Source organism: Schauerella aestuarii (assembly GCF_009866805.1).
GTDB classification, from domain to species: domain Bacteria; phylum Pseudomonadota; class Gammaproteobacteria; order Burkholderiales; family Burkholderiaceae_B; genus Schauerella; species Schauerella aestuarii.
Map to the genome: position 1 here is coordinate 23593 of NZ_SIZW01000038.1, position 23189 is coordinate 46781.

The 23189-nt window shown below is 61.3% G+C and carries 13 protein-coding genes; 5 read left to right on the forward strand and 8 right to left on the reverse strand.

Annotation, left to right across the window (positions count from 1 at the left end; all coding sequences use genetic code 11):
- Positions 1–4: 4 nt before the first annotated feature.
- A complete protein-coding gene (locus EYW45_RS01695; RefSeq protein WP_161133651.1) occupies positions 5–1153 on the reverse strand; it encodes a YbfB/YjiJ family MFS transporter in 1149 nt (382 codons plus the stop codon).
- Positions 1150–2025 (reverse strand): LysR substrate-binding domain-containing protein, encoded by an 876-nt coding sequence (locus tag EYW45_RS01700; protein ID WP_161133652.1) that lies wholly within the window; start codon positions 2023–2025, stop codon positions 1150–1152. The genes EYW45_RS01695 and EYW45_RS01700 overlap by 4 nt, the downstream gene beginning before the upstream one ends.
- A gap of 287 nt (positions 2026–2312) precedes the next feature.
- Here EYW45_RS01700 and EYW45_RS01705 point away from each other — a divergent pair, with 287 nt between their 5' ends.
- Complete coding sequence (locus EYW45_RS01705) at positions 2313–3383, forward strand: NAD(P)H-dependent flavin oxidoreductase (protein ID WP_161133653.1); 1071 nt, start codon at positions 2313–2315, stop codon at positions 3381–3383.
- 250 nt (positions 3384–3633) lie between these two features.
- Positions 3634–5751: a TonB-dependent siderophore receptor gene (locus EYW45_RS01710; RefSeq protein ID WP_161133654.1), complete on the forward strand. Its 2118-nt coding sequence runs from the start codon at positions 3634–3636 to the stop codon at positions 5749–5751.
- 31 nt (positions 5752–5782) lie between these two features.
- Here EYW45_RS01710 and EYW45_RS01715 read toward each other — a convergent pair whose 3' ends face one another.
- The gene (locus EYW45_RS01715) at positions 5783–6712 is read right to left on the reverse strand and encodes a LysR family transcriptional regulator (protein WP_161133655.1); all 930 of its coding nucleotides are present in this window, start codon (positions 6710–6712) and stop codon (positions 5783–5785) included.
- A gap of 118 nt (positions 6713–6830) precedes the next feature.
- On the opposite strand from EYW45_RS01715, the gene EYW45_RS01720 reads away from it, so the two are divergent.
- Positions 6831–7772 carry a DMT family transporter gene (locus EYW45_RS01720; protein WP_161133656.1) on the forward strand — a complete coding sequence of 314 codons (942 nt, stop codon included), beginning with the start codon at positions 6831–6833 and terminating at the stop codon, positions 7770–7772.
- A gap of 71 nt (positions 7773–7843) precedes the next feature.
- Positions 7844–10573 (forward strand): hypothetical protein, encoded by a 2730-nt coding sequence (locus EYW45_RS01725; RefSeq protein WP_161133657.1) that lies wholly within the window; start codon positions 7844–7846, stop codon positions 10571–10573.
- A gap of 242 nt (positions 10574–10815) precedes the next feature.
- Here the strand turns inward: EYW45_RS01725 and EYW45_RS01730 are convergent, their stop codons facing one another.
- On the reverse strand, positions 10816–13020 hold the full coding sequence (locus EYW45_RS01730) for an OsmC domain/YcaO domain-containing protein (RefSeq protein WP_161133658.1): 2205 nt from the start codon (positions 13018–13020) through the stop codon (positions 10816–10818).
- Between the two features lie 271 nt (positions 13021–13291).
- Here EYW45_RS01730 and EYW45_RS01735 point away from each other — a divergent pair, with 271 nt between their 5' ends.
- Positions 13292–13786: a YbaK/EbsC family protein gene (locus EYW45_RS01735; RefSeq protein ID WP_161133908.1), complete on the forward strand. Its 495-nt coding sequence runs from the start codon at positions 13292–13294 to the stop codon at positions 13784–13786.
- 232 nt (positions 13787–14018) lie between these two features.
- Here EYW45_RS01735 and guaA read toward each other — a convergent pair whose 3' ends face one another.
- The 4 genes from guaA to purL form a co-directional block, all read right to left on the reverse strand.
- Complete coding sequence (gene guaA / locus EYW45_RS01740) at positions 14019–15611, reverse strand: glutamine-hydrolyzing GMP synthase (RefSeq protein ID WP_161133659.1); 1593 nt, start codon at positions 15609–15611, stop codon at positions 14019–14021.
- Positions 15612–15712: 101 nt separating this feature from the next.
- Entirely contained in the window at positions 15713–17173 is a 1461-nt protein-coding gene (guaB, locus tag EYW45_RS01745) for an IMP dehydrogenase (RefSeq protein ID WP_161133660.1), read from the reverse strand.
- Positions 17174–17302: 129 nt separating this feature from the next.
- Positions 17303–18772, reverse strand: a complete 1470-nt coding sequence (locus EYW45_RS01750; protein WP_161133661.1) for a M20 family metallopeptidase — start codon at positions 18770–18772, stop codon at positions 17303–17305.
- 22 nt (positions 18773–18794) lie between these two features.
- The gene (gene purL, locus EYW45_RS01755; protein WP_161133662.1) at positions 18795–22826 is read right to left on the reverse strand and encodes a phosphoribosylformylglycinamidine synthase; all 4032 of its coding nucleotides are present in this window, start codon (positions 22824–22826) and stop codon (positions 18795–18797) included.
- Between the last annotated feature and the right edge of the window lie 363 nt (positions 22827–23189).

Here is a 23189-nt window from a genome sequence, read left to right on the forward strand (position 1 = left end):
GAAGCTACAGCCCACGCACGCTCAGTATGGCTGCGACCAACAACGCAGCGCCGGCTGCGATGAGTGAGCTCGTGAACGTGTGCGTCGTGTTGAACAAAGTGTTCGCGACGATGGGCCCCACGATCTGCCCCACGCCGTACACCACCGTCATGATGGCGACAAGATTGCCGCGGCCTTCCCGCGCAATGCGCTGCGCGGCCGGCACAGCGATGGTGACGGTGCCGGTAAACGTACCGCCAACCAGTAACGCGCTCAGCAGGTAGCCTGCGGCCGACGGCGCGAGCGTGGGCAAGACGACACCGAAGGCTTGCACACAGAGATTTGCCGTGAGCGCGATGCGGGTGCCCAAGCGTTGATGAGCGCTGTGCCAAACAAAGCACGACCCGATCGCCCCGATCCCGAACACCGCCCACACATGCGCCGAATCTAGATCGGGCAGCGCGCTCTTCACCAGCAGCGGAAGGTAGGTGGCGGTAATGATGTAGCCGAAGCCGGCCAGGCCGTAGATCACGATCAGCGGCAGGGGTTTTACCGCCACCGTGGCGGGTCCCGCCGGTGCGCTTGCGGCAGCCGCCGCGGGCGGCGCTTTAGACAGCAGGCCTGGCGCTGCGACAAGGCCAATCACAAGGCTGACCACGCCCAGCATGAGCCAGAGCCCCTGACTGCTCAACCCCGCATGCGCGCCCACCACCAACAGCTCGGCCGACAACGCAATCCCGATCCCCACGCCGGCATAGAGCAACGGCGCGCGATGCATCTGCCCACGATGCGCCAGTAACCAAAGCGACGCTCCCACCATGGCCAATGCACTGAACACCCCGGCGACCCCGCGGATGAAGATGATCAGTGGAATGGACTCGATCGCGGCGAGCACCGCCAGACACAAGGCGGTACCCACGAAGGACAACACGCAAAGGCGGTGGGCGTCATGCGCGCGCATCCGCATGGCCAGCAGCGCACCGATCAAATAGCCCGCATAGTTGGCCGACGCGGCAAGGCTGCCACCATGCAGCGTCAACAGCCCCTCTTCCACCATATGCGGATACACCGCGGTGAACGCGAAGCGGCCGAAACCCATGCCCACCGCCATGATGAGCGCGGCATCGAAGGCCGACCGCAATCCGGATCCGGAGGTGCCTACAGCGCGCGTCATGATGCTTGTGCGCCAATCTGCGTGAGCAGATTCGAGAAGGCCGGCACGTCGTAATCCGTGCGCCACACCAGGCAAGTGTCCGACCGCCCTGCCTTCAATGTTTTCAATGAAGACGGGACTTTGGCAAGCTCGAGCACACTCTTGGGCAGCAACGTCACGCATGCACCTGCTGCCACACACGCGATCATCGAATGGTACGACCCCATCTCCTGAATCCGCCATTCCGTATTGCCCGCGATTCCCAGATGCTCCTCGGCAATGGCGCGATAGGTACATCCCTGCTTGAACGCCGCCAGCGATCGCGTGCGCACCTGAGCCGTCGTGCGCACGCCCGTTTCGCTTGCCGGCAACAGCAGCAGTAATTCTTCGCGCCACACGGGCCTCATGGACAGCCCAAGATCGGCAAGGGCATCGGTGCCGGCCCAGGCCGTGGGCAAGGCCACGAACGCACAATCCATCTTGCCGTTGCGAACCTGCTCCAGGAGCATTCGCGAAGGCCCCGTGCTCAGTTCCAGTTGCGTCGTGGGAAAGCCTGCGTGATACGCGGCCAACAGCCCCGGCAAACGACTGGCGGCGGTGCTTTCCATGGAACCGATACGCAGCGCGCCGCCATCTTCACCACCCGTTACCACGTGCCGCGCTTCCTCTTCAAGCGCCAGCAGCCGCTGGGCGTAATCGAGAAAGCGTTCGCCCGCCATCGACATCGCCATGCGTTTACCGGTACGCACGAAAAGCTCGACGCCCACATCCGCCTCCAGTTGCTGGATACGGGTGGTGACGTTGGACGGCGCCCGTCCCAGACGCGCAGAAGCTTGCGTGATGCTCAGCTCGGCGGCGACCGCCGTGAAGATCCTGAGCGATTCCATGTCCATGACGTTGATTCCTTATTTGAGAACGATGATATCATTTTATTATTCATTTAAGAACGTTGATTTGGGCAGATCGCGGTGGTGGCTCGAGTTCGTGGCTCGAGTTCGTGCCTTGCGTTGGTGCCTTGCGTTGGTGGCTCGAGTTGGTGCCGCTAGCTGTCGGGTCTCGTTGGCGGATCTCGTTGACACCTATCGGCGATGCCCCTTCGCGGGGACACCGTGATGAAACATTTGGTCGGTAAGCCTTGCTGGCATATCGTGTTGGCAGGCGATTGAGTACAGGAGCAGACATGAGTATTTTTGGTGCGTTGGCGGCCCGGCTCGGGATCTATCCCATCATTCAAGCCCCGATGGCGGGTGTGTCCACGCCGCAGTTGGCTGCGGCCGTTTCCAATGCCGGCGGGCTGGGTTCGATCGGCATCGGCGCCAGCGCGCCAGCCCAGGCGCGCCAAATGATCGACGACACCCGCGCGTTGACGAGCCGCCCCTTCAATGTGAATGTGTTCTGTCATGCGCCAGCGGTACGCAATGCCGCACGAGAGGCCGCGTGGTTGCAGTACTTGTCGCCTTTGTTTGCCGGCATTGGTGCCGCAACGCCCACATCCATCGACGAGATCTACAAAAGCTTTCTGGTCGACGACGAGATGTTCGACATGCTTATCGATACCGCACCTGCGGTCGTGAGTTTTCACTTCGGGTTGCCGCCCACACCGCGCATTGCGGCGTTGCGGGCCGCTGGTATATATACGCTCGCCACCGCCACCAACTTGCGTGAAGCCGAACGCATCGAAACGGCCGGCGTCGATGCCATCGTGGCCCAAGGCATCGAAGCCGGCGGCCATCGTGGCATGTTCGATCCCGACGCCATCGACGAACGATTGAGTACATCTGTGTTGGTGCGGCTGCTGGCGCAGCGCACGTCGCTGCCGGTGATTGCCGCCGGCGGCATCATGGACGGCGCCGGCATTCGTGCCGCGCTCGATCTGGGCGCGGCTGCGGCGCAACTCGGTACGGCTTTTGTGCTGTGCCCGGAATCCAGCGCCAACGCGGGCTACCGCGCCGCACTCAAAAGCGAACGTGCCCAGACCACAAGACTGACAAGCACGCTCTCGGGCCGCCCGGCCCGAGGCATCCTCAATCGCTTCATTGCGCATGGCGAGGCGGATGGTGGCGCGTTACCGGCGGCGTATCCGGTTGCCTATGACGCCGCCAAGCAATTGATGGCCGCCGCAACGAAGCTGGACAACCACGACTTTGCCGCGCACTGGGCCGGACAAGGTGCGCCGCTCGCGCGCGAACTCCCCGCCGAACTCCTTTTCGCCGCACTGGTGCGGGAACTGATGAGTGCATCAAGCAGGTAAGCCGGCGTGATGCGCACAGCATTGCCGTCCCGTGCGCATTTACCGCGGCGGGATGCCAGCGCCACCTGATGCGCAGTGCAGAGCCGCGCCTTGGCCCATCGGTCAACGTGGCGCGAATGACACATTGACACCTCCTCTACATCGCCGGATGTCTTGACAGCCCGCGCCGTCTGGCGTCAACTTCACTCGTCAATTTATAGCTAAATACGATTCATTCCTTTTTGCATCAACATTAACTTCCACACTGACCATGCCGCACGCCTTTACGCTGAAGAACGCCAGTCTCGTCGCTGCGCTCGCCCTGCTCCCCATCACTGCGATCGCGCAGGCGCAAGCGCCCGTGACCACCCTGCCCGAGATTCAGGTGCAAGGCGCGACGGAGCAGGAGTCGGCCACCGGCCCCGTGCAAGGCTACACCGCGCACCGCGCGGCGTCGGCGTCCAAGAGCGACACCGCACTGATGGAGACGCCGCAGTCGGTAACCGTGATCACCCGTGACCAGATGATCGATCAGGGCGCAACGAGCATTCAGGAGGCACTGGGCTACGCCGCCGGCGTTCGTTCCGACGCCTACGGTATCGACTCGCGCACTGATTCCGTGCGTATCCGCGGCGCCTCGCCCGATACGTATCTGGATGGCCTGCGTCAGAACTTCGACTACTACACCAGTACGACCCGAACCGAGCCTTACACCCTTGAGCGGCTCGAAGTGCTGCGCGGCCCCTCCGCCATGCTCTACGGCCAAGGCAGCACGGCCGGCATCGTCAACATGGTGAGCAAGCGTCCGCAAGCCGAGTTTCAGGGTGAAGTGGGCGTGTCGTACGGCAATCATGATCGCAAGCAGGCGCAGTTCGACATCACCGGCCCGGTCACGGAAGACGGCCAGTGGCTCTACCGCATCATCGGGCTCAAGCGGGACGCCAACACGCAGGTCGACTACGTTGACGACGACCGCACGGTATTCGCTCCGTCATTGACCTGGAGGCCAAGTGCCGCCACGTCGCTCACGCTGCAAGGCTTATATCAGGACGACAAGTCCGGCTCGACCGCGCAGTTTCTGCCGTGGGCCGGCATGCAAACCTACAACCCGAACGGCCGCATCCCTACCCGCCGCTTCATCGGCGAACCCGACCACGATCGCTACGACTCCGAACGCCGCAGCTTTGGATGGTTGTTCGAGCATCGCTTCAACGATCAGTGGGCCGTGAGCCAAGGCTTTCGCCACGCACGCAACAAAAACGACTACTTCACGACCTACGCCGATTCGTTCTCGACGCCCGGCGGCTGGAACGAAGATCCGGTCAATCAGCGCCTCATCGGTCGCTATGGCGACGACAGCAAAACCCGCGTCAGGATCGATACGCTCGATCAGCACTTGAAAGGCAATCTCAAGACCGGCGCGGTGCAACACGATCTGCTGGTGGGCTTCGACTGGACGCGTTATCGCCGCGACAAGGAAAGCGGTTTCAACTTCAGCACGATTGACGCCTATTCTCCCGTCTACGGCAATTACACCGCACCCGATCTTGCCACTGAACCGCGCTTCAATCAGCGCCAGGCCGGTGCCTACATTCAGGACCAGATGAAATTCGGTCAGAACTGGATCGTCGTAGCCGGCCTGCGTCACGATCACGCGCGTAGCGGCGTCGAGGGCTCGCAAACCGATAAATCGAGCGCGACCAGCAAGCGCCTGGGTGTGATGTACGCGGCGAGCAATGGCTGGTCGCCGTACGTCAATTACAGCGAATCGTTCACACCCGTGGCAAGCACCACGGTTGCCGGTCCCAACGGCGATAGCATCGAAAGCTACAAACCGATTCGCGGCGAACAATACGAAGCCGGGATCAAGCACGAATCGGCCGACGGCAAGAACCTCTTCACCGCAGCTGTTTATACGTTGAAAGAAAAGAACCGTCTGGTCAACGATCCCCTGAATCCGTTGAGCAGCCTGCAGACCGGCAAGACCAATACCAAAGGCCTTGAGCTCGAGTGGCGCGGCTCGCCCACCCGCACGATCGACGTGATCGCGCACTACAACTACATCGCACCGGATAGCGAACTCGAAGGCATTCCGCGCCACCAGGCTGCGGCATGGGGCAAATACCGCTTCGCCATCGGCAACATTCAAGGCTTCTCGGTAGGCGCAGGTACGCGCTGGATGAGTGCCTTCAGGGACGGCAATGCGCCTGAAACGGGCGCGGTAGTGTTGTTTGACGGCATGCTGGCCTACGACACCGCCAAATGGCGCTATGCGATCAACGTCAACAACCTGACCGACAAGACCTACATCGCCACGTGCTTGTCGCGCGGCGACTGCTGGTACGGGGCACGCCGCAGCGTAATTGCGAGCGCGACGTACCGGTTTTAACGCCAGGCCTCGCGCGGCCCGCCCCTGATCCTCAGATTGCCTGGTGGCGTTCCTGCGTGCGCTCCACCAGGTAATCGATCAGCACGCGCACCTTGGGGGGCAAGGCCCGCTTGGGTGGATACAGCACCCATATCGCGCCCATGTATGCGCCCGCGTCGAGCTCCCACTCGGGCAGCACGCGCACGACGCTTCCTTCTCCGAGTGCGTCATTGGCGGAAAAGTCGGGCAAATTGGCGATCCCCAAGCCCATCTGCGCCGCCTCCAGACGCGCGCCTGCGTGATTGGCGATGTAGCGACCCGTGACCGCTATCGTCTCGACCGCCTGCCCGCGGCGCAAACGCCACCGATGGTCGTCGGTGGTCTCGCCCAGATAAAGACAATCATGAGCGACAAGATCCGCCGGTCTTAGCGGCACGCCGCTTCGATCCAGATAGGCCTGCGACGCGCACAACAGCCATTTCACGTGACCCAACGCGCGTCCCGCCAGACCCGGCGGCGGCCGCTCAGTGAGGCGGATCACCAGATCCAGATCGTCCACCAGCGGATCGGCCTCGCGATCGGTAAACACCAACTGCACATCGACCTCCGGATACCGCTGCAGAAAATCCGGCACCAGCGGATGCAACACCGTTTTAGCAAATGCCGTCGGTGCACTCAGGCGGACCCGGCCACGCGGCCGCGCCGTCACATTGCCGGCCGCATCCACGGCGCCATTCGCGGCATTGAGCATGTCGTGGCAATGCCGGTACACCTGCGCGCCCGCCTCCGTTAAGCGAATGTGCCGTGTGGAACGCTCCAATAGGCGCGCCCCAAGCACCTGCTCCAGGCGCTTGATCTGCCGGCTGACGGTAGACGGGGTGCTGCCCAACTGCCGCGCGGCCAGCGAGAAATTGCCAGCGTCAACAACGCGAGCGAACACCGCCATATCGGGCAACGAGGTAAATAGATCTGTCGGGTTCACAGCGTCGATTCCAAAAAAGCATCTGTGCATTTGAAGCATAAATGATGTGCTTGGCAACGTTATTATCATTGCAGCCGCACTACTCAATACTGGGCGTCTGGATTCTCAAGGGTTTGCAATGCGCGGCAAAAATCAGTGGATAGCGCTTGGCGATGTGATGCTGTTGGCCGTCGCTGTCGTCTGGGGTACGAGTTACGGCGTCGTGAAATCGGCGCTCGTCTTCTACCCTGTGTTGGGACTGTTGGCCCTGCGTTTCGGCATCACTTTTCTGGTGTTGTCACCCACGTTGCGCCACCTGCGGCATGCCTCCAAAGCGACGATCTTCGGGCTGCTGGGCACAGGCATCTTGCTGCTCGGGATCTTTCTGGCAGAAACCTATGGCGTGCTTCACACCCGTGCTGCCAACGCGGCGTTTTTGATCAGCCTCTGCGTCGTACTCACGCCTCTCGCGGAATGGGCGCTCCTCAACCGCCGGCCGAGCGGACTGGAATGGACCGCGGTGGCGCTATCGGTATTAGGCGCGGCGCTTCTTACCGGAGATGGTGAGTGGGTATTCAATGCCGGCGACGCTTTAATCCTGGTTGCCGCGTTGCTGCGTGCGCTGCAAATGTGCTTGATCAAGCAGATCACGGCGACCAGCAGTTTGCCGGCGCTGACGATAACTGCTGTGCAAACCGGTGTGGTGGCCCTGGCGAGCACACTGTTGCTATTTGCACTTGTGCCCAACCCGATTGACGCGCTGCTATCCATGGAGGACGCTGGCACGTTCTGGCAGTACTTGATGTATCTCGTACTGGCGTGCACGTTGTTCGCCTTCTTCGCGCAAAACTACGCGATCAAACGCAGCAACCCAACGCGAGTGGCGTTGCTGATGGGTAGCGAGCCGGCGTTCGGCGCCCTCTTTGCCATGGTGTGGTTGAACGAAGTGATATCGGTGCAAGGCTGGTTGGGCGGCGGGTTGATCATCGCCGCCTCGTTGCTGGCGACCGTGCGGTGGGGATCGTTTGGGGCGTGGCGCAGGCAACGGCTGATCACTTCACGCGACACCGGAGTGCACTAGTGCTTCACCTCGCCCCCCACCGCCGGCGAGGTGGGCAATAATCCGGCGTTGCGTAAACGACTCATCCACTCATGCCTGCTCAAGACGCCGCGTTTTCCAAACGTCATGCCCTGAAGATCGCACTGCTCTATCTGGTGATTCGCGGCATCCCCGAATGGCTGCTGTTTATTCTCAGTGCCTTGCCGGAAGAGACCGTTACGTCACTGATAGACAGGCATGGCACATGGCTGCAGCACATCTATCCGATCATGCCGCTGCAAGTATTTGGCGTTCCCGCCGGCTTTCAGAATGCGCTGGCAGTCATTCCGCTATTGGTGATCGAAGCGCTCTTCGTCTTTTTGTTCAGCACGTGGCGCCTGCGTCACCATCCAGGGCTCGTGCGCGGCACAACCACGCGCGGCTGGATTGTGCTGATCGTGATGACGTTGATCTGGTCGTGTGCGATTCGCCATCAATTTCTTGCTTACCTCCAGCAGTTTTCCATCGATGAATTGCGATCGCGCCAGGACGATGCTGGATGGATCGACGCATTGCCCGGCTTCCTGCTGATGGCCCACTGGCGCTTCACTGCGATTGCCTACGCCACGATACCGCTTTGGGCCTGGCTGCCCGTATGGGCGCATTTTCGATGCGCGAAGAAGCCGATTGAAGCAGCAGCGGAATTATCTTTCCCGCATTATCCAACGGCCGAAGCCGTTACGACACAGACTCAGCTTCCCCTAAATCGCGCGACAATCTTCGCGAGCTTTCTGCTGGGATGTTTCGCGGTGCACATCGCTTTGGTCCAGGCGGTGTACCTGGGCCTGTGGCCATGGGCGTCCGAGTCGATGCGGATGAACATTCCTCGCGATGCGCTCAGCATGTTGAGTCTGCCGCTCTCGCTGAGCCAGATCGGATTTGGCGGACTGATGTGTGCGCTGGCCGCGTACATTTACGCGCGCCGTACCGGCACCGATGCAACATCATCCCCCCGGAGCCTGGTGGTCAAGCCCCTGCTTGCCGGCATCGCCGCGTATGTGCTTACAGGCTTTCTCCTACTGGCAATGGCATGGCTTGCAGTGTGGCTCAATCCTGCACTTGGCACCTCGTTTATGCGCGCGGTAACACGAGCGCCAGAAAGCGGCATCGCATTCGCCATCGCGCTCAACATCGGCGCCATGATTCTGCTCTGCCTCATGGGCAGCAGGATGCGCGCCTCACCGCGCCGGTGGACTGCAGTGCTCGCCGTGCTGGTCGTGTGTGCTGCCGTACCGTCGTATGTCGGCTGGAAACTTGCGGGGTCAAACCTGGGCATCGCGGGAGGCACACCAGGTATGGCCGTGACCGGCAAACTGGGCGACGCGCGATGGCGCAACATGGAGCAATGGTGCACCGGCGTGGTCGACACCGCCCACGGCACATGGCTCGTGGGAAGAAACGAGACGAGTGCAGACGAGGCGGCATACGTACCGAAGGGCACGCCCGATTTGAGCCAGCTGTTGAATGAAGACGACGCAGCGACCCAATCGCGACGCGGGGGCATGTTTGGTTCGCGCCCAGTGCTCACCACCCTCGCTCGGCTGCAAGACGATGGCGCGTTCAAGATCGTCGCCACCGTTCCCGACGTGGCTTGCCTGGTGGTGTCGCCCGTCTCGGATACGCTCTTCCTCTTCACAGGCATGGATCGCCCCGAATCGGCGTCATCCACTGAACCCCAACAGACCGTCGTATTCCGTTCAACCAATCACGGCGCTTCGTGGGAATGGATGAAATCGGGATTCATGTCCAACGTTGAATCGTTGGCGTGGGACGTCAAGCCCACGTTTACCTCAGAGCGTAACGTGTGGGCCTGGGGCAACGAGCCGCCCAGCGAGGAAGACGAATCCGCCGGCGCTTGGGGGGCAGATGAGTCCGATGATTCTTCTGAGTCTGCTGAGTCCGCTGGGTCCGCTAAGTCGGTTGAGTCCGCTGAATCCTCTACGTCCTTGGATTCGTCTACGTCCTCTGATTCCTCATCCGCGAGTCTGTCAAACGGTGAAACCGCGCGGATACCCACCGCCTTGTTCTTCTCGGACGATCAAGGCGCGACGGCGAACGTGGTCTACGGGCCCGAACCCTTGATTGCACCAGCGTCGTATTTAAAGAAGTTGACTGGACAGCCCACAGCCGACTTCTCCAATCGGCGCGACATGGATCAGGAACGCTTCGTGGTCCAGATCGACGACACCCATGCCTATGCGTGGGCATCCGAGTTCATGTGGTATCGCGTGGGCGAAGACAGCCATCGGCTGATGCTCACCACACGTGCCGAACTGTCTCGCTCAACACCCCAGGGGGAATGGCAGATCACCACCATCACCCGCCAGCCTGACGTGCGCGTCGCCCATCTCTCCACCTCGCTCGACGGCCGCACCTATGCCGTGCTGCAAGACCGCGACGGTGAATGGCTCGCCAAGCTGGATCCCCAAACCGGCGAATGGATCGAGCGCCAGCGCACGCCCGCATTGCTGCCGGCGTGGATGGCGGAAAACCGCACCACGGCGCGTTATTTCTGGAGCAATGGCGACTATCAGGTGGTGAGCGAATGGGGCGACACGGTGGTGTCACGCTTGCTGATCCCGTTCATGAAGGAGCGTGCGGAGATCCAAACCGACGCGCACTTCTATACGCGCGATGGCGGACGGACGTGGCATCAGCTTGCGATACCGGGCTACCTGGGCATGATGGGGCTTTCACCGCGTAGCAGCAAGGTGTATTGGAGCAAAGGCAACGCGTACAGCGACGACGAGGCGCTGCAATGGGAGTATGACTTGGCGAAGTAAGAAAGACCTCAGGCGGCGGTCACACCGTCGCTAGGGCTGAGCGTCAGCGTCATCCGTCATAACGGTGATCGTCACTGCGCAAACGCCAGTCTAGCCAAAGGCATCCGCCCACTGGGCAGGCATGTGGCAACGGGAAAGACGCCCTGCTCTTTCAAGCGTCTGGCGACTTCGGCGCATCCCCCACGTCCCGGCGCTCAAGCTGCAGCGCAAGCCCCGGGCGTTCCCACAATCAGACCTTTGTTTTACTCGGCCAACCCCGCAGCCGCACCCCGCGCCGTGTGCAGCTTCCGATAGCTGTCGATCAGGCGGTGATGCCGATCGAGACCTTCCAGCTTGATGCTCGTGGGCGTGAGCCCGAAAAAGCGCACACTGCCGTCGATCGATCCGATCACGGCATCCATCCGCGCGTCGCCAAACATCCGACGGAAATTGGCAACGTAATCGTCCAATTCCAGATCATCATCGAGCTGCACTTCCAGCACTACGTTCAACGCCTGGTAGAACAAACCGCGCTCAACCGTGTTGTCGTTGTATTGCAGGAAAGCGCCCACGAGTTCTTGCGCCACGTCGAACTGCTTCAGCGCAAGATTGATCAACAACTTCAGTTCGAGAACGGTAAGTTGGCCCCAATCCGTGTTTTCGTCAAACTCGATACCGATCAAGGTGGCGATATCGGAGTAATCGTCCAACTCGTTGTTGTCCAGGCGATCGAGTAGATCGACCAAGGCTGCATCGTCCAAGCGATGTAGATTCAAAATATCTTTGCGGAACAACAGTGCCTTATTCGTGTTGTCCCAGATCAGATCGTCGACCGGATACACCTCCGAATAGCCGGGCACCAGGATTCGGCACGCGATGGCACCCAGCTCGTCATACACCGCCGTGTATACCTCCTTGCCCATGCCTTCCAGAATGCCGAACAGCGTGGCCGCCTCTTCGGCGTTGGAGTTTTCACCCTTCCCTGAAAAGTCCCACTCCACAAATTCGTAATCCGTTTTGGCGCTGAAGAAGCGCCACGACACCAGCCCGCTGGAATCGATAAAGTGCTCGACGAAATTATTCGACTCACTAACGGCTTCACTATTGAAGGTGGGTTGCGGCAGATCGTTCAAGCCTTCAAAACTACGCCCCTGCAAAAGCTCCGTGAGGCTGCGCTCCAGCGCAACTTCAAAACTCGGGTGCGCACCAAACGACGCAAACACCCCACCCGTACGCGGGTTCATCAGCGTCACACACATCACCGGATACTCGCCACCCAGCGACGCGTCCTTGACCAACACCGGAAAGCCCTGCCCCTCCAAACCCTCGATCCCCGCGACGATCCCGGGATACTTTGCCAGCACGTCCTCCGGCACGTCGGGCAATGCGATCTCGCCTTCCAAAATCTCGCGCTTGACCGCACGCTCGAAAATCTCTGACAAGCACTGCACCTGCGCTTCAGCCAGCGTGTTGCCAGCACTCATGCCATTGCTTACGAAAAGGTTCTCGACCAGATTCGACGGGAAATACACCACCTCGCCGTCCGACTGCCGCACGTAAGGCAACGAACAAATACCGCGCTCCGTGTTGCCGGAATTGGTGTCGTAAAGATGCGAGCCGCGTAGTTCGCCTTCCGGGTCGTAGATCTTGCGGCAGTGCGCATCCAGGATCTCTTTCGGCAGCGCATCCTTTTTGCCCGGCTTGAACCAGCGCTCGTTGGGATAGTGCACGAACGGCGCGTTGGCGATGTCTTCGCCCCAGAACGCGCCAGCGTAGAAGTGATTGTTGTTCGTGCGCTCGATGTACTCGCCCAACGCAGAGGCCAACGCGCTTTCCTTCGTTGCGCCTTTGCCGTTGGTAAAACACATCGGCGAGTGCGCATCGCGAATATGCAGCGACCACACATTGGGCACGATATTGCGCCACGATGCGATTTCGATCTTGATGCCCAGCTTCGCCAGAATGCCCGACATATTGGCAATGGTTTGCTCGAGCGGCAGGTCCTTGCCCACGATGTATGTGCTCGCGTCATCTGCCGGCGCCAACGTCAGTAACGACTGCGCATCCGCGTCCAGGCTCTCGACTTCCTCGATCACGAATTCGGGTCCGGCTTGCACCACTTTCTTGACCGTGCAACGCTCGATCGACCGCAAAATGCCGCGACGGTCGGCTTCGGAAATGTCGGCCGGCAACTCGACCTGGATCTTGAAGATCTGCTGGTAGCGGTTTTCCGGATCGACGATATTGTTTTGCGAGAGGCGAATGTTCTCCGTGGAAATATTGCGGTTCACGCAATACAACTTCACGAAATACGCTGCGCACAGCGCCGAAGACGCCAGGAAGTAATCGAACGGACCCGGCGCCGAGCCGTCGCCCTTGTAGCGAATCGGCTGGTCGGCGATCACCGTGAAGTCATCGAACTTGGCTTCGAGACGCAGCTTATCGAGAAAGTTGACTTTGATTTCCATGGGGCAATTCTAAAAGTGGTGCTGAAAGCGCCTGACCGCACGGTGATGTACGGGGTGCTTCAAATGGGGTGACTGCGCAACGCGGCGCATGCTAACCCAAGAGGGTAGCAAATTGAGTCGATTGGAGTGTCAAACGTTTGACCGGTTGGCCGGCAGGCTCACGCAAAACCGCTGGATAATGGAAAATGACACGATGCAGTGCCATCGTCGGCAGGACTGAGGTCCTGCCTGCACGATGAATTTCCAACCCACATACATGGACGACCAAGAAGTGAGTCTCGAAAGCGTTCGCGAATATTTTGCCGTCAAGGCGCCTGACATCACGATCATCGAAGCATCGACCAGCACGGCCACGGTTGAACTTGCGGCCAAGGCGCACGGCGTGGCCCCTGGCCAGATCGCCAAGACGCTTTCCCTTAAGGTAGGCGATCAAGTGATCCTGGTGGTCGTACGCGGCGACGCGAGGCTGGACAACGCCAAACTCAGACAGGCGTTTGGCAATAAGGCTCGGATGTTGGATGCCGAGAGCGTGCAACGCCTGACTGGCCATCCCGTGGGTGGCGTTTGCCCGTTCGGCTTGGCCACTGATCTACCCGTCTATTGCGATGAATCCATCAAGGCGTTCGATATCGTGCTGCCGGCGGCGGGCGATATTCACACCGCGGTGCGCATTGCACCTGCGCGTATGGCGGAACTGACTGGTGCTCGCTGGGTTGATGTGATCAAGAGCCAAGACACAGCAGAGTCGGCTGACCCAGTCAGCTAAGTCAGCGGCATCTGGGCGGGCAAGCCTCCAACCGGTCGCATCTCGCAGGAACCGGCGAAACCACAGCAATAACAGGACGTGACGGTATTGCCGCGGCTATACGTCACGTTTGTTTTGCCCACCGGGCAGCGTCATGACGCCTGAAATTCAGGCGTCATGACGCCTGAAATTCAGGCGTCAATCGTATCTACGAATCTTCGACAGCTAACAAGCACCATCGAAGAACGTAAATTCACTCCCACTCAATCGTCGCAGGCGGCTTGCTCGACACGTCATAAACCACGCGGTTAATCCCGCGCACTTCATTGATGATCCGCCCAGAAACCTTACCCAACAGCGCATAAGGCAACTGCGCCCAATCCGCCGTCATGAAGTCCGACGTCTGCACTGCGCGCAAGGCCACCACGTATTCATACGTGCGCCCGTCGCCCATCACACCCACCGACTTCACCGGCAAGAACACCGCGAACGCTTGCGAGGTCAGGTCGTACCAGGTCTTGCCGCTCACCTGATCCACCGTGCTGCGCAGTTCTTCGATGAAGATCGCGTCGGCTCGACGCAGCAGATCGGCGTATTCGGCCTTCACCTCACCCAGAATGCGCACGCCCATGCCGGGGCCCGGGAACGGGTGGCGATAAACCATGGCGGGCGGCAGACCGAGTGCGACGCCGAGCTTGCGCACTTCGTCTTTGAACAATTCGCGCAACGGCTCAAGCAGTTTGAGGTTGAGCGTTTCGGGCAGGCCGCCCACGTTGTGGTGCGATTTGATCGCGACGGCTTTGCCGGTTTTGGCGCCGGCGGATTCGATCACGTCAGGGTAAATGGTGCCTTGCGCGAGCCACTTGGCGTTCTTGAGCTTGGCGGCTTCCGCTTGGAAAACTTCGACGAATTCGCGGCCGATGATCTTGCGTTTGACTTCGGGATCGACCACACCAGCCAACTTGCCCATGAACTGCTCAGTGGCGTCCACGTGGATGATCTTGATGCCCATCGCGCCGGCGTAGGTCTCCATGACCTGCTTGCCTTCGTTCAAGCGAAGCAAGCCGTGGTCGACGAAGACGCAGGTGAGCTTGTCGCCGATCGCTTCGTGAATGAGCGCGGCGGCCACGGACGAATCCACACCGCCGGACAAACCCAACAGTACTTCGTCGTCACCGACGGTTTCGCGGATGCGGGCCACGGCTTCCGACACGTAGTCGGGCATATTCCAGTCGCCGGTGCATTCGCAGATCTCGTTGACGAAACGCGAGAGCATGGCTTGGCCTTGCAGCGTGTGCGTCACTTCGGGATGGAATTGCACGGCGTAGAAACGGCGTTCTTCGTCGGCCATGCCGGCCACGGGGCACGACGGTGTGGAGGCCATGAGCTTGAAGCCAGGCGGCAAGCCCGTGACTTTATCGCCATGGCTCATCCAGACTTTGAGCATGCCGTGGTTATCGACAGTGCGGAAATCTTCGATGCCTTCGAGCAGCTTGGTGTGACCATGCGCGCGCACTTCGGCATAGCCGAATTCGCGATGATCCGACCACTCTACTTTGCCGCCCAATTGCTGCGCCATCGATTGCATGCCGTAGCAGATGCCGAGTACGGGCACTCCCAGCTCGAACACGCTTTGCGGCACGCGCATCGAGGCCTCATCGTAGGCCGAGGCATGGCTGCCCGACAGAATGATGCCCTTCAGGCCCTGGTCGATCTGACCGCGGACGAAGTCGTCGCCGACATCGCCGGGATGGATTTCGCAATACACACCGGCTTCGCGCACACGGCGCGCGATGAGTTGGGTGACTTGTGAACCGTAATCGAGGATAAGGATGCGCTGGTGCATGTGAACTCTGTCGGTAATAAGTAAAAGCGCACCGTCAAAAGCGATTCTGACGGTGCGGTGCGCGTGCGCTTATGAGCAGCACGCGTGCGACGGATGCCGGATCAGTCGGCGCGGTAGTTGGGCGCTTCCTTCGTAATCTGCACATCGTGCACGTGCGATTCGCGCACGCCGGCCGATGTGATCTCGACGAATTCGGTTTTGGTTCGCATGTCGTCGATGGTGGCGCAACCGCAGTAACCCATCGAGGCGCGAATGCCCCCTACCAATTGATAAATGATCGCCAGCACGCTGCCCTTGTAGGGCACACGGCCTTCGATGCCTTCGGGCACGAGCTTGTCGACGTTGTTGGCCGGATCCTGGAAGTAACGGTCGGCCGAGCCTTCCGTCATCGCACCCAGGCTGCCCATGCCGCGATACGACTTGTACGAACGGCCTTGGAACAGGACGATCTCGCCCGGTGCCTCTTCTGTGCCGGCAAACATGCCGCCCATCATGCAGGCGTGCGCGCCGGCCGCCAGGGCCTTGGACACGTCGCCCGAGAAGCGAATGCCGCCATCGGCGATCAGCGTGACGTCGGTGCCTTGCAGCGCCTTGGCCACATCCGAAATCGCGGTGATCTGGGGCACGCCCACACCGGCGACGATACGCGTGGTGCAGATGGAGCCCGGGCCAATACCGACCTTGACGCCGTCAGCGCCGGCGTCGGCAAGTGCCTTGGCAGCCGCCGCAGTAGCGATGTTGCCACCGATGACGTCGACCTTCGGGTAATTGCGTTTGACCCAGCGCACGCCTTCGAGCACGCCGGCCGAGTGGCCGTGCGCCGTATCGACGATGATGACGTCGACACCGGCGGCGACCAGTTTCTCGACGCGCTCTTCGGTGTTGCCGCCCACGCCAACTGCGGCGCCGACCCGCAACTGACCGTGCGAGTCTTTATTGGCATGCGGGTGTTCGGTGTTCTTGACGATATCTTTGACGGTGGCCAGACCGCGCAATTCGCCGGCCTTGTTCACGATCAGCACACGCTCCAGGCGGTGCTTGTGCATCAACGATTGGGCTTCGTCCAGCGTGGCGCCCTCGTCCATCGTGATCAACCGCTCATGCGGGGTCATGATGTCGCGCAGGGGCACATCGAGGCGGTCTTCGAAGCGCAGGTCGCGGTTCGTGACGATGCCGACGAGCTTCTTGCCTTCCACCACGGGAAGACCGGAAATGCCGTGCTGACGCTGCAACGCAATGGCGTCGCGCACTTTCATCTGGGGGGTGACGGTGATCGGATCGATCACGATACCGAACTCATGGCGCTTGACCCGGGCCACTTCTTTGGCCTGGAGATCCGCGCTCATGTTCTTGTGGATGATTCCGATGCCGCCTTCCTGGGCCATGGCGATCGCCAGGCGCGATTCCGTCACGGTATCCATGGCAGCGGACACAAGCGGAATATTCAGGGTGATGTTGCGGGTAAGGCGGGTAACGAGCGAGGTGTCGCGCGGCAACACCTCGGAATAAGCAGGCACCAACAACAGATCGTCGAAGGTGTAGGCTTTTTGTACGAGACGCATGAAAGACTCCGGCGCAAAGCAAGATTATACGCTTTTCATACGTTTTGACACGCTTAAAACAGGGCAATCGGCAGGGTTAAAGGCTGTCAACCCCGGCCAACTCCCCGTTGCGCCTCGCTATGCCCCGTATTAGGCAGGCATCGCGGCCACGGTCTGCGCGACGGCGGCTGTCAGTTTTTTGCCATACGGCACGTGCAGGAACTCGTTGGGGCCGTGCGCATTGGACTGGGGACCGAGCACGCCGCAGACCATGAACTGCGCTTTTGGAAAGCCTTCCTGCAGCATGCTCATCAGCGGAATCGTGCCGCCCTGCCCGATATACCCGCACGGTGCACCGTAATAGGCCTTCGATGCCGCGTCGAGCGCGGTCGACAGCCACGGTGCGGCTTCGGGCGCGTTCCAGCCGGTAGCCGCGCCCTGCCCCGCGTGAAAGATCACCTTGGCCTGATAGGGAGCATCGGCTTCGAGCAGTTCTTTCAGCTCTTGCGATGCCGCGACCGCATCGATCAGCGGCGGCAGGCGCAGCGAAAGCTTGAAGGCGGTGCGCGGGCGCAGCACGTTGCCGGCGCTGCTCAGCGGCGGCAGGCCATCGGCACCCGTGACCGATAGCGTGGGACGCCAAGTGCGATTAAGCAAGGCCTCTTCGGGTTCGCTGGTCATCGGCAGCACGAAGCTGCCGTCTGCCCCGCAGCTCCACGGAAAGCGGCGCCACACCTCATCACCCAGGATTTGCGCCGTTTGCTTGACCTGCTCGACGCGCGCTGCGGGAATTTCGCAATGGAAACTTTGCGGCAGCAATCGGCCCGTACCGCTATCCTCCAAGCGATCCAGCAAATGACGCAGGATGCGGAAGCTCGACGGCACCACACCGCTCGCGTCACCGGAGTGCACGCCTTCGTCCAGCACCTGCACTTCCAGCGTGCCGGCGACCATGCCGCGCAGCGAGGTGGTCATCCAGAGCTGATCGTAGTTGCCGGCGCCCGAGTCCATACAGACCACCAGCGCGACGTTGCCCAGCCGATCGCGCAAGGCGTCGATGTAAGGCAGCAAGTCGTAGCTGCCGGACTCTTCACAGGTCTCGACGATACCCACGCAACGCGGGCGCGGAATGTTTTGCTTGTCCAGCGCCAGAATGGCGGTGATCGACGAGTAGATGGCATAGCCATCGTCCGCGCCGCCTCGGCCATAGAGCTTGCCGTTTTCGTACTTGGGCATCCACGGGCCGAGATCCCGGCGCCAGCCGGAAAACTCGGGCTGCTTGTCCAGGTGGCCATAGAGCAGCACCGTATCGCCATTATCCGCGCGGGTGGCCGGCACGTCGAAGAAGATGACGGGCGTGCGGCCCGGCAAACGGATGACCTCGAGCTTCAGGCCCGCAACCTTCTTCGATTCCACCCATTGCGCCGCATCGCGCACGACGCGATCGATGTAGCCGTTCTTTTCCCAATCGGCATCGAAGCCGGGGCTTTTGGCCGGCACCGCGATGTATTCGGTGAGCGCGGGAATGATTTCGTCATCCCACGCCGCGTCGACAAACGCTTGCAGCGCGACGGGATCGAGGGGAGCAGCAACAGCGTCGTCAGGAATACGGGCATTCATATCGAAACTCCAGTGAGTACGCTTAGCCCAAGGCTACGCGCGCATTGCGGAAGAAACGCATCCAGGGACTATAAGCGCCGCCGGTATCGGCGGTGCCCCACGTTTGCGGCGCCCACGACATCATGACGTTGCGGGTGACGCGCTCGGGGTGCGGCATGATCACGGTAAAGCGGCCATCGGCGGTGGTGACGGAGGTCAAGCCGTCAGGACTGCCGTTGGGGTTGAACGGGTAGGCTTCAGTGCGTGCGCCACGATTGTCGACGTAATGGGCCGCGCCAATCACCTTGGCGGCATCGCCTTGCACGGCGAAGTTGGCAAACCCCTCGCCATGCGCGACCGCCACGGGGATACGTGCGCCCGCCATGCCTTTGAAGAACAATGATGGCGATTCGGCCACTTCGATCAGCGACAGCCGCGCTTCATATTTTTCCGACAGGTTGCGCGTGAACCGGGGCCAGGCTTCGGCGCCCGGAATCATCGGCGCCAAAGCCGCCATCATCTGGCAGCCGTTGCACACGCCGAGACCGAAGGTATCGGGACGGGCGAAGTACGCCGCAAACTGATCGGACAGTTGATCGTTGAAGCGGATCGTGCGGGCCCAGCCTTCGCCGGCACCCAGCACGTCGCCGTAGCTGAAACCACCCACGGCCACCAAGCCTTGCATCGTCGAGAGATCGACACGCCCAGACAGCAGATCGGTCATGTGCACGTCGACGGCTTCAAAACCTGAGGTATCGAACGCCCAAGCCATTTCGACCTGGCTGTTGCAGCCCTGCTCGCGCAGAATGGCCACGCGCGGGCGCTTGCCGGTGTTGATGAACGGCGCAGCCACGTCTTCCTGGGGATTGAACGGCACCACGGGCGACAGGCCCGGATCACCGGCGTCGTCCCACATATCGCGTTCGGCTTCGGCGCACGCCGGATTATCGCGGCGAGCCATGATGCGGTAGCTCACATCGCTCCAGATCTTGGCCAGCGCCACGCGCGGTTCGCCCCAGATCTTCTTGCCGTCGCGGTAAAACTCGATTTCGTCGGCGTTGTTGAGGCCACCGATCACGTGCGAATGACGTGACAGGCCGGCACCACGCAGCACCTGCATGACGGCGTCACGCTCGGAAGCCGGCACCTGAATCACGGCACCCGCTTCTTCGGTGAACAACGCCTTGAGCGTGAGCTCATTGCGCTGCACGGCCACTTGCTCGGGGCGAATCTTGTAGTCGCCCCAATCCGCCGTTTGCGGATCGAAGGTGAGCATGTCGATATTGACCGAAATCCCGGTTTTGCCTGCAAAGGACATTTCGGCCAAGGTTGCCAGCAGGCCACCATCTGAACGGTCGTGATAGGCCAGGATCGTGCCCGCTTCGGCCAGCGTGCGGATCGTGATGAAGAACGCGCGCAACGCGGCGGGCGTATCGATATCGGGGGTGGTCTCACCCACTTGATTGAACGCCTGGGCAAGGATCGAACCGCCCATGCGGTGCTTGCCTTCACCCAGATCGATCGCGATCAGAACGGTATCGCCCACATCGGTGCGCAATTGCGGCGTGAGGCTGGCGCGCACGTCGGCGACCGGCGCGAAGGCCGTCACGACCAACGATACGGGCGAGATCACCTGACGCGATTCGGCGCCTTCGGTCCACGAGGTTTTCATGGACAGCGAATCTTTACCCACCGGGATCGACAGGCCGACTTCCTGGCACAGCACGCTCACCGCCGTGACGGTGTCGAAGAGTGCGGCGTCCTGACCGTCCACGCCGCAGGCGGCCATCCAGTTGGCCGACAGCTTGATATCTTCCAGACGTGCGACGTCGGCAGCGACCAGGTTGGTGAGCGACTCAGCAACGGCCATGCGGCCGGAAGCCGGCGCGTTGAGTATGGCAACCGGCGTGCGTTCGCCCATCGCCATCGCCTCGCCGCGGAAACCTTCGTAGTCGGCCAAGGTGACGGCGCAGTCGGCGACAGGCACTTGCCAGGGACCGACCATCTGGTCGCGGCTCGACAAGCCGCCGACCGTGCGATCGCCGATCGTGATGAGGAAGGTTTTGTTGGCAACGGTGGGATGCGCCAGCACGCGGTGAATGGCATCGGTGAGGTCCACTTGGGCCAAATCTATCGCTTCAGAGGCACCCGGTAGGCGCTTGACGTCACGCGTCATGCGCGGCGCCTTGCCCAGGATGACGTCGATCGGCACATCGACCGGACGCACGTCCTGCTTGGGGCCGATTTCATCCAGACCCGGCACGCCCTCGCCATCGAGCACACGCAATTGGCGCTCTTCAGTGGCCACGCCGATCACGGCGTAGGGGCAACGTTCACGGCGCGCCAGCGCGTCGAAACGCTCCAGATCCTTCGGCAGAATGGACAGCACATAGCGCTCTTGCGCCTCGTTGCTCCAGATTTCCGCCGGCGACATACCCGACTCTTCAAGGTTGACGCGCTTCAGATCGAAGGTGGCGCCGCGACCCGCATCGTTGACCAATTCGGGAAACGCGTTGGACAGGCCACCCGCACCCACGTCGTGGATCGCGATGATGGGGTTGTTATCGCCCTGCTGCCAGCAGCGGTCGATCACTTCCTGCACGCGGCGTTCGAGTTCGGGGTTGCCGCGCTGAACCGAATCGAAATCGAGCTCGGCCGAGTTGCTGCCCACGCCCATCGACGACGCGGCACTGCCGCCCATGCCGATGCGCAAGCCCGGGCCGCCCAACTGAATCAGCAAAGCGCCGGGGGGAATGATGTCTTTTTGCGTGAGACTGGCGTCGATGCTGCCCAAGCCACCCGCGATCATGATGGGCTTGTGATAGCCCCAGCGCGTGCCGCCCGCCGTTTGCTCGAACGTGCGGAAATAGCCCAGCAGATTGGGGCGGCCGAATTCGTTGTTGAACGCCGCGCCCCCGATGGGGCCTTCGATCATGATCGACAGCGGCGAAGCAATCCGGTCGGGCAGACCGTGGTGATCCTGCTCCCAGGGCTGTGGCGCGTCGTCGAAACGCAGGTGCGACACGGTAAAACCCGTGAGGCCGGCCTTGGGCTTGGACCCGCGGCCCGTGGCGCCTTCGTCGCGAATTTCGCCGCCGGCACCGGTTGCCGCACCGGGATACGGCGCAATCGCGGTGGGGTGATTATGGGTTTCGACCTTCATGAGCGTGTGCACGACGGCATCGTGGCGCGAATAGGTGCGCGCATCGCCCGTGCTCGAACCGCCAGCGTGGAAGCGCGACGCCGGGCCGCCTTCCATGACGGCCGCGTTATCCGAATAGGCGACGATCGTGCCCAGCGGTTGCGCAGCGTGCGTTTCGCGGATCATGCCGAAAAGCGTCTTGCTCTGCGGCTCGCCGTCGATCACCCATTGCGCGTTGAAGATCTTGTGGCGGCAGTGTTCACTATTGGCCTGCGCAAACATCATCAGTTCGACGTCCGTTGGGTCGCGGCCCAAGTCAGTGAACGCTTGCGCGAGGTAGTCGATTTCGTCCTCAGACAACGCCAGACCGAAGGCGGTGTTTGCAGACACCAGTGCCGCGCGCCCCTCAGCCTGCACAGCGACCGTGCGCATCGGCTTGCCTTCCAAAGCCGTAAACAGCGCTTGGCCATCGAATGCGCCGTCGACCACCGTTTCGGTCATCCGGTCGTGCAGACAGTCGGCGGCACGCGCCAGCATGTCGGCATCGATCGTTTTCGAACCCAGCAACCCCCGCTCGGGCACCAGCGTGTACAACACGCCGCGCTCGACCCGGCGCACACCGGACAAGCCGCAGTTGTGAGCGATATCGGTGGCCTTGCTGGCCCACGGCGAAATCGTACCCAGACGGGGAATCACCAGCAGATTCAACGACTTGGACGGCGGCACCAGCGCCGCCTCAGTGCCGTAATCCAGCAATTTTGTCAGGCGATCCTGGTCGGCAGCCGACAGCTCAGAATCGCTATGCACGAAGTGTTCGTACCGCGCGGACAAGTCGGCGACCGGCAGGCCTGCCTGCTTGAGTTGAGCGAGCAAGCGCTCGCGGCGGAAGGACGACAGAACGGACGAACCGGGCAAATGCTGGACGAAAGACACGATTAGGGGCGCCAGAGGAGAGGAAGCAAAAACGGGATTTTACCCGCTTGATCGCCCTCCTCGCCCGCGCACTGCGAATTTGTACGAAGGTGCATCGGTCTGATAAACGCCGCACCATGTTGAGCGGCGCTTACAAATAACTTCCGGAGCCGCCTCGCCCCCTGTCTTGCATCGCAACAACGCCCGGCGTCAGCGCCAGAAACAAGACCGGCGGGCATCTCGTCCAACTTGAAGCCGCGTCGAGCATAGTGCTTTTGCCGCACTGCAAAACCCACGATCTGCTGCGGCCTGCGGGTAAATACGGACGAGCAGCGATGCCCCCGCCGGGTAGGATGCCTTCGCGACGCGCGCTGTCGCGATGGA

What these genes read in the sequence shown, in the direction of transcription:
- EYW45_RS01725 (WP_161133657.1), top strand. Translation starts at nt 7,844, where the DNA reads ATGCCTGCTCAAGACGCCGCGTTTTCCAAACGTCATGCCCTGAAGATC.
- EYW45_RS01700 (WP_161133652.1), bottom strand. Translation starts at nt 2,025, where the DNA reads ATGGACATGGAATCGCTCAGGATCTTCACGGCGGTCGCCGCCGAGCTG.
- EYW45_RS01730 (WP_161133658.1), bottom strand. Translation starts at nt 13,020, where the DNA reads ATGGAAATCAAAGTCAACTTTCTCGATAAGCTGCGTCTCGAAGCCAAG.
- EYW45_RS01750 (WP_161133661.1), bottom strand. Translation starts at nt 18,772, where the DNA reads ATGAATGCCCGTATTCCTGACGACGCTGTTGCTGCTCCCCTCGATCCC.
- EYW45_RS01705 (WP_161133653.1), top strand. Translation starts at nt 2,313, where the DNA reads ATGAGTATTTTTGGTGCGTTGGCGGCCCGGCTCGGGATCTATCCCATC.
- guaA (WP_161133659.1), bottom strand. Translation starts at nt 15,611, where the DNA reads ATGCACCAGCGCATCCTTATCCTCGATTACGGTTCACAAGTCACCCAA.
- EYW45_RS01710 (WP_161133654.1), top strand. Translation starts at nt 3,634, where the DNA reads ATGCCGCACGCCTTTACGCTGAAGAACGCCAGTCTCGTCGCTGCGCTC.
- guaB (WP_161133660.1), bottom strand. Translation starts at nt 17,173, where the DNA reads ATGCGTCTCGTACAAAAAGCCTACACCTTCGACGATCTGTTGTTGGTG.
- EYW45_RS01720 (WP_161133656.1), top strand. Translation starts at nt 6,831, where the DNA reads ATGCGCGGCAAAAATCAGTGGATAGCGCTTGGCGATGTGATGCTGTTG.
- EYW45_RS01695 (WP_161133651.1), bottom strand. Translation starts at nt 1,153, where the DNA reads ATGACGCGCGCTGTAGGCACCTCCGGATCCGGATTGCGGTCGGCCTTC.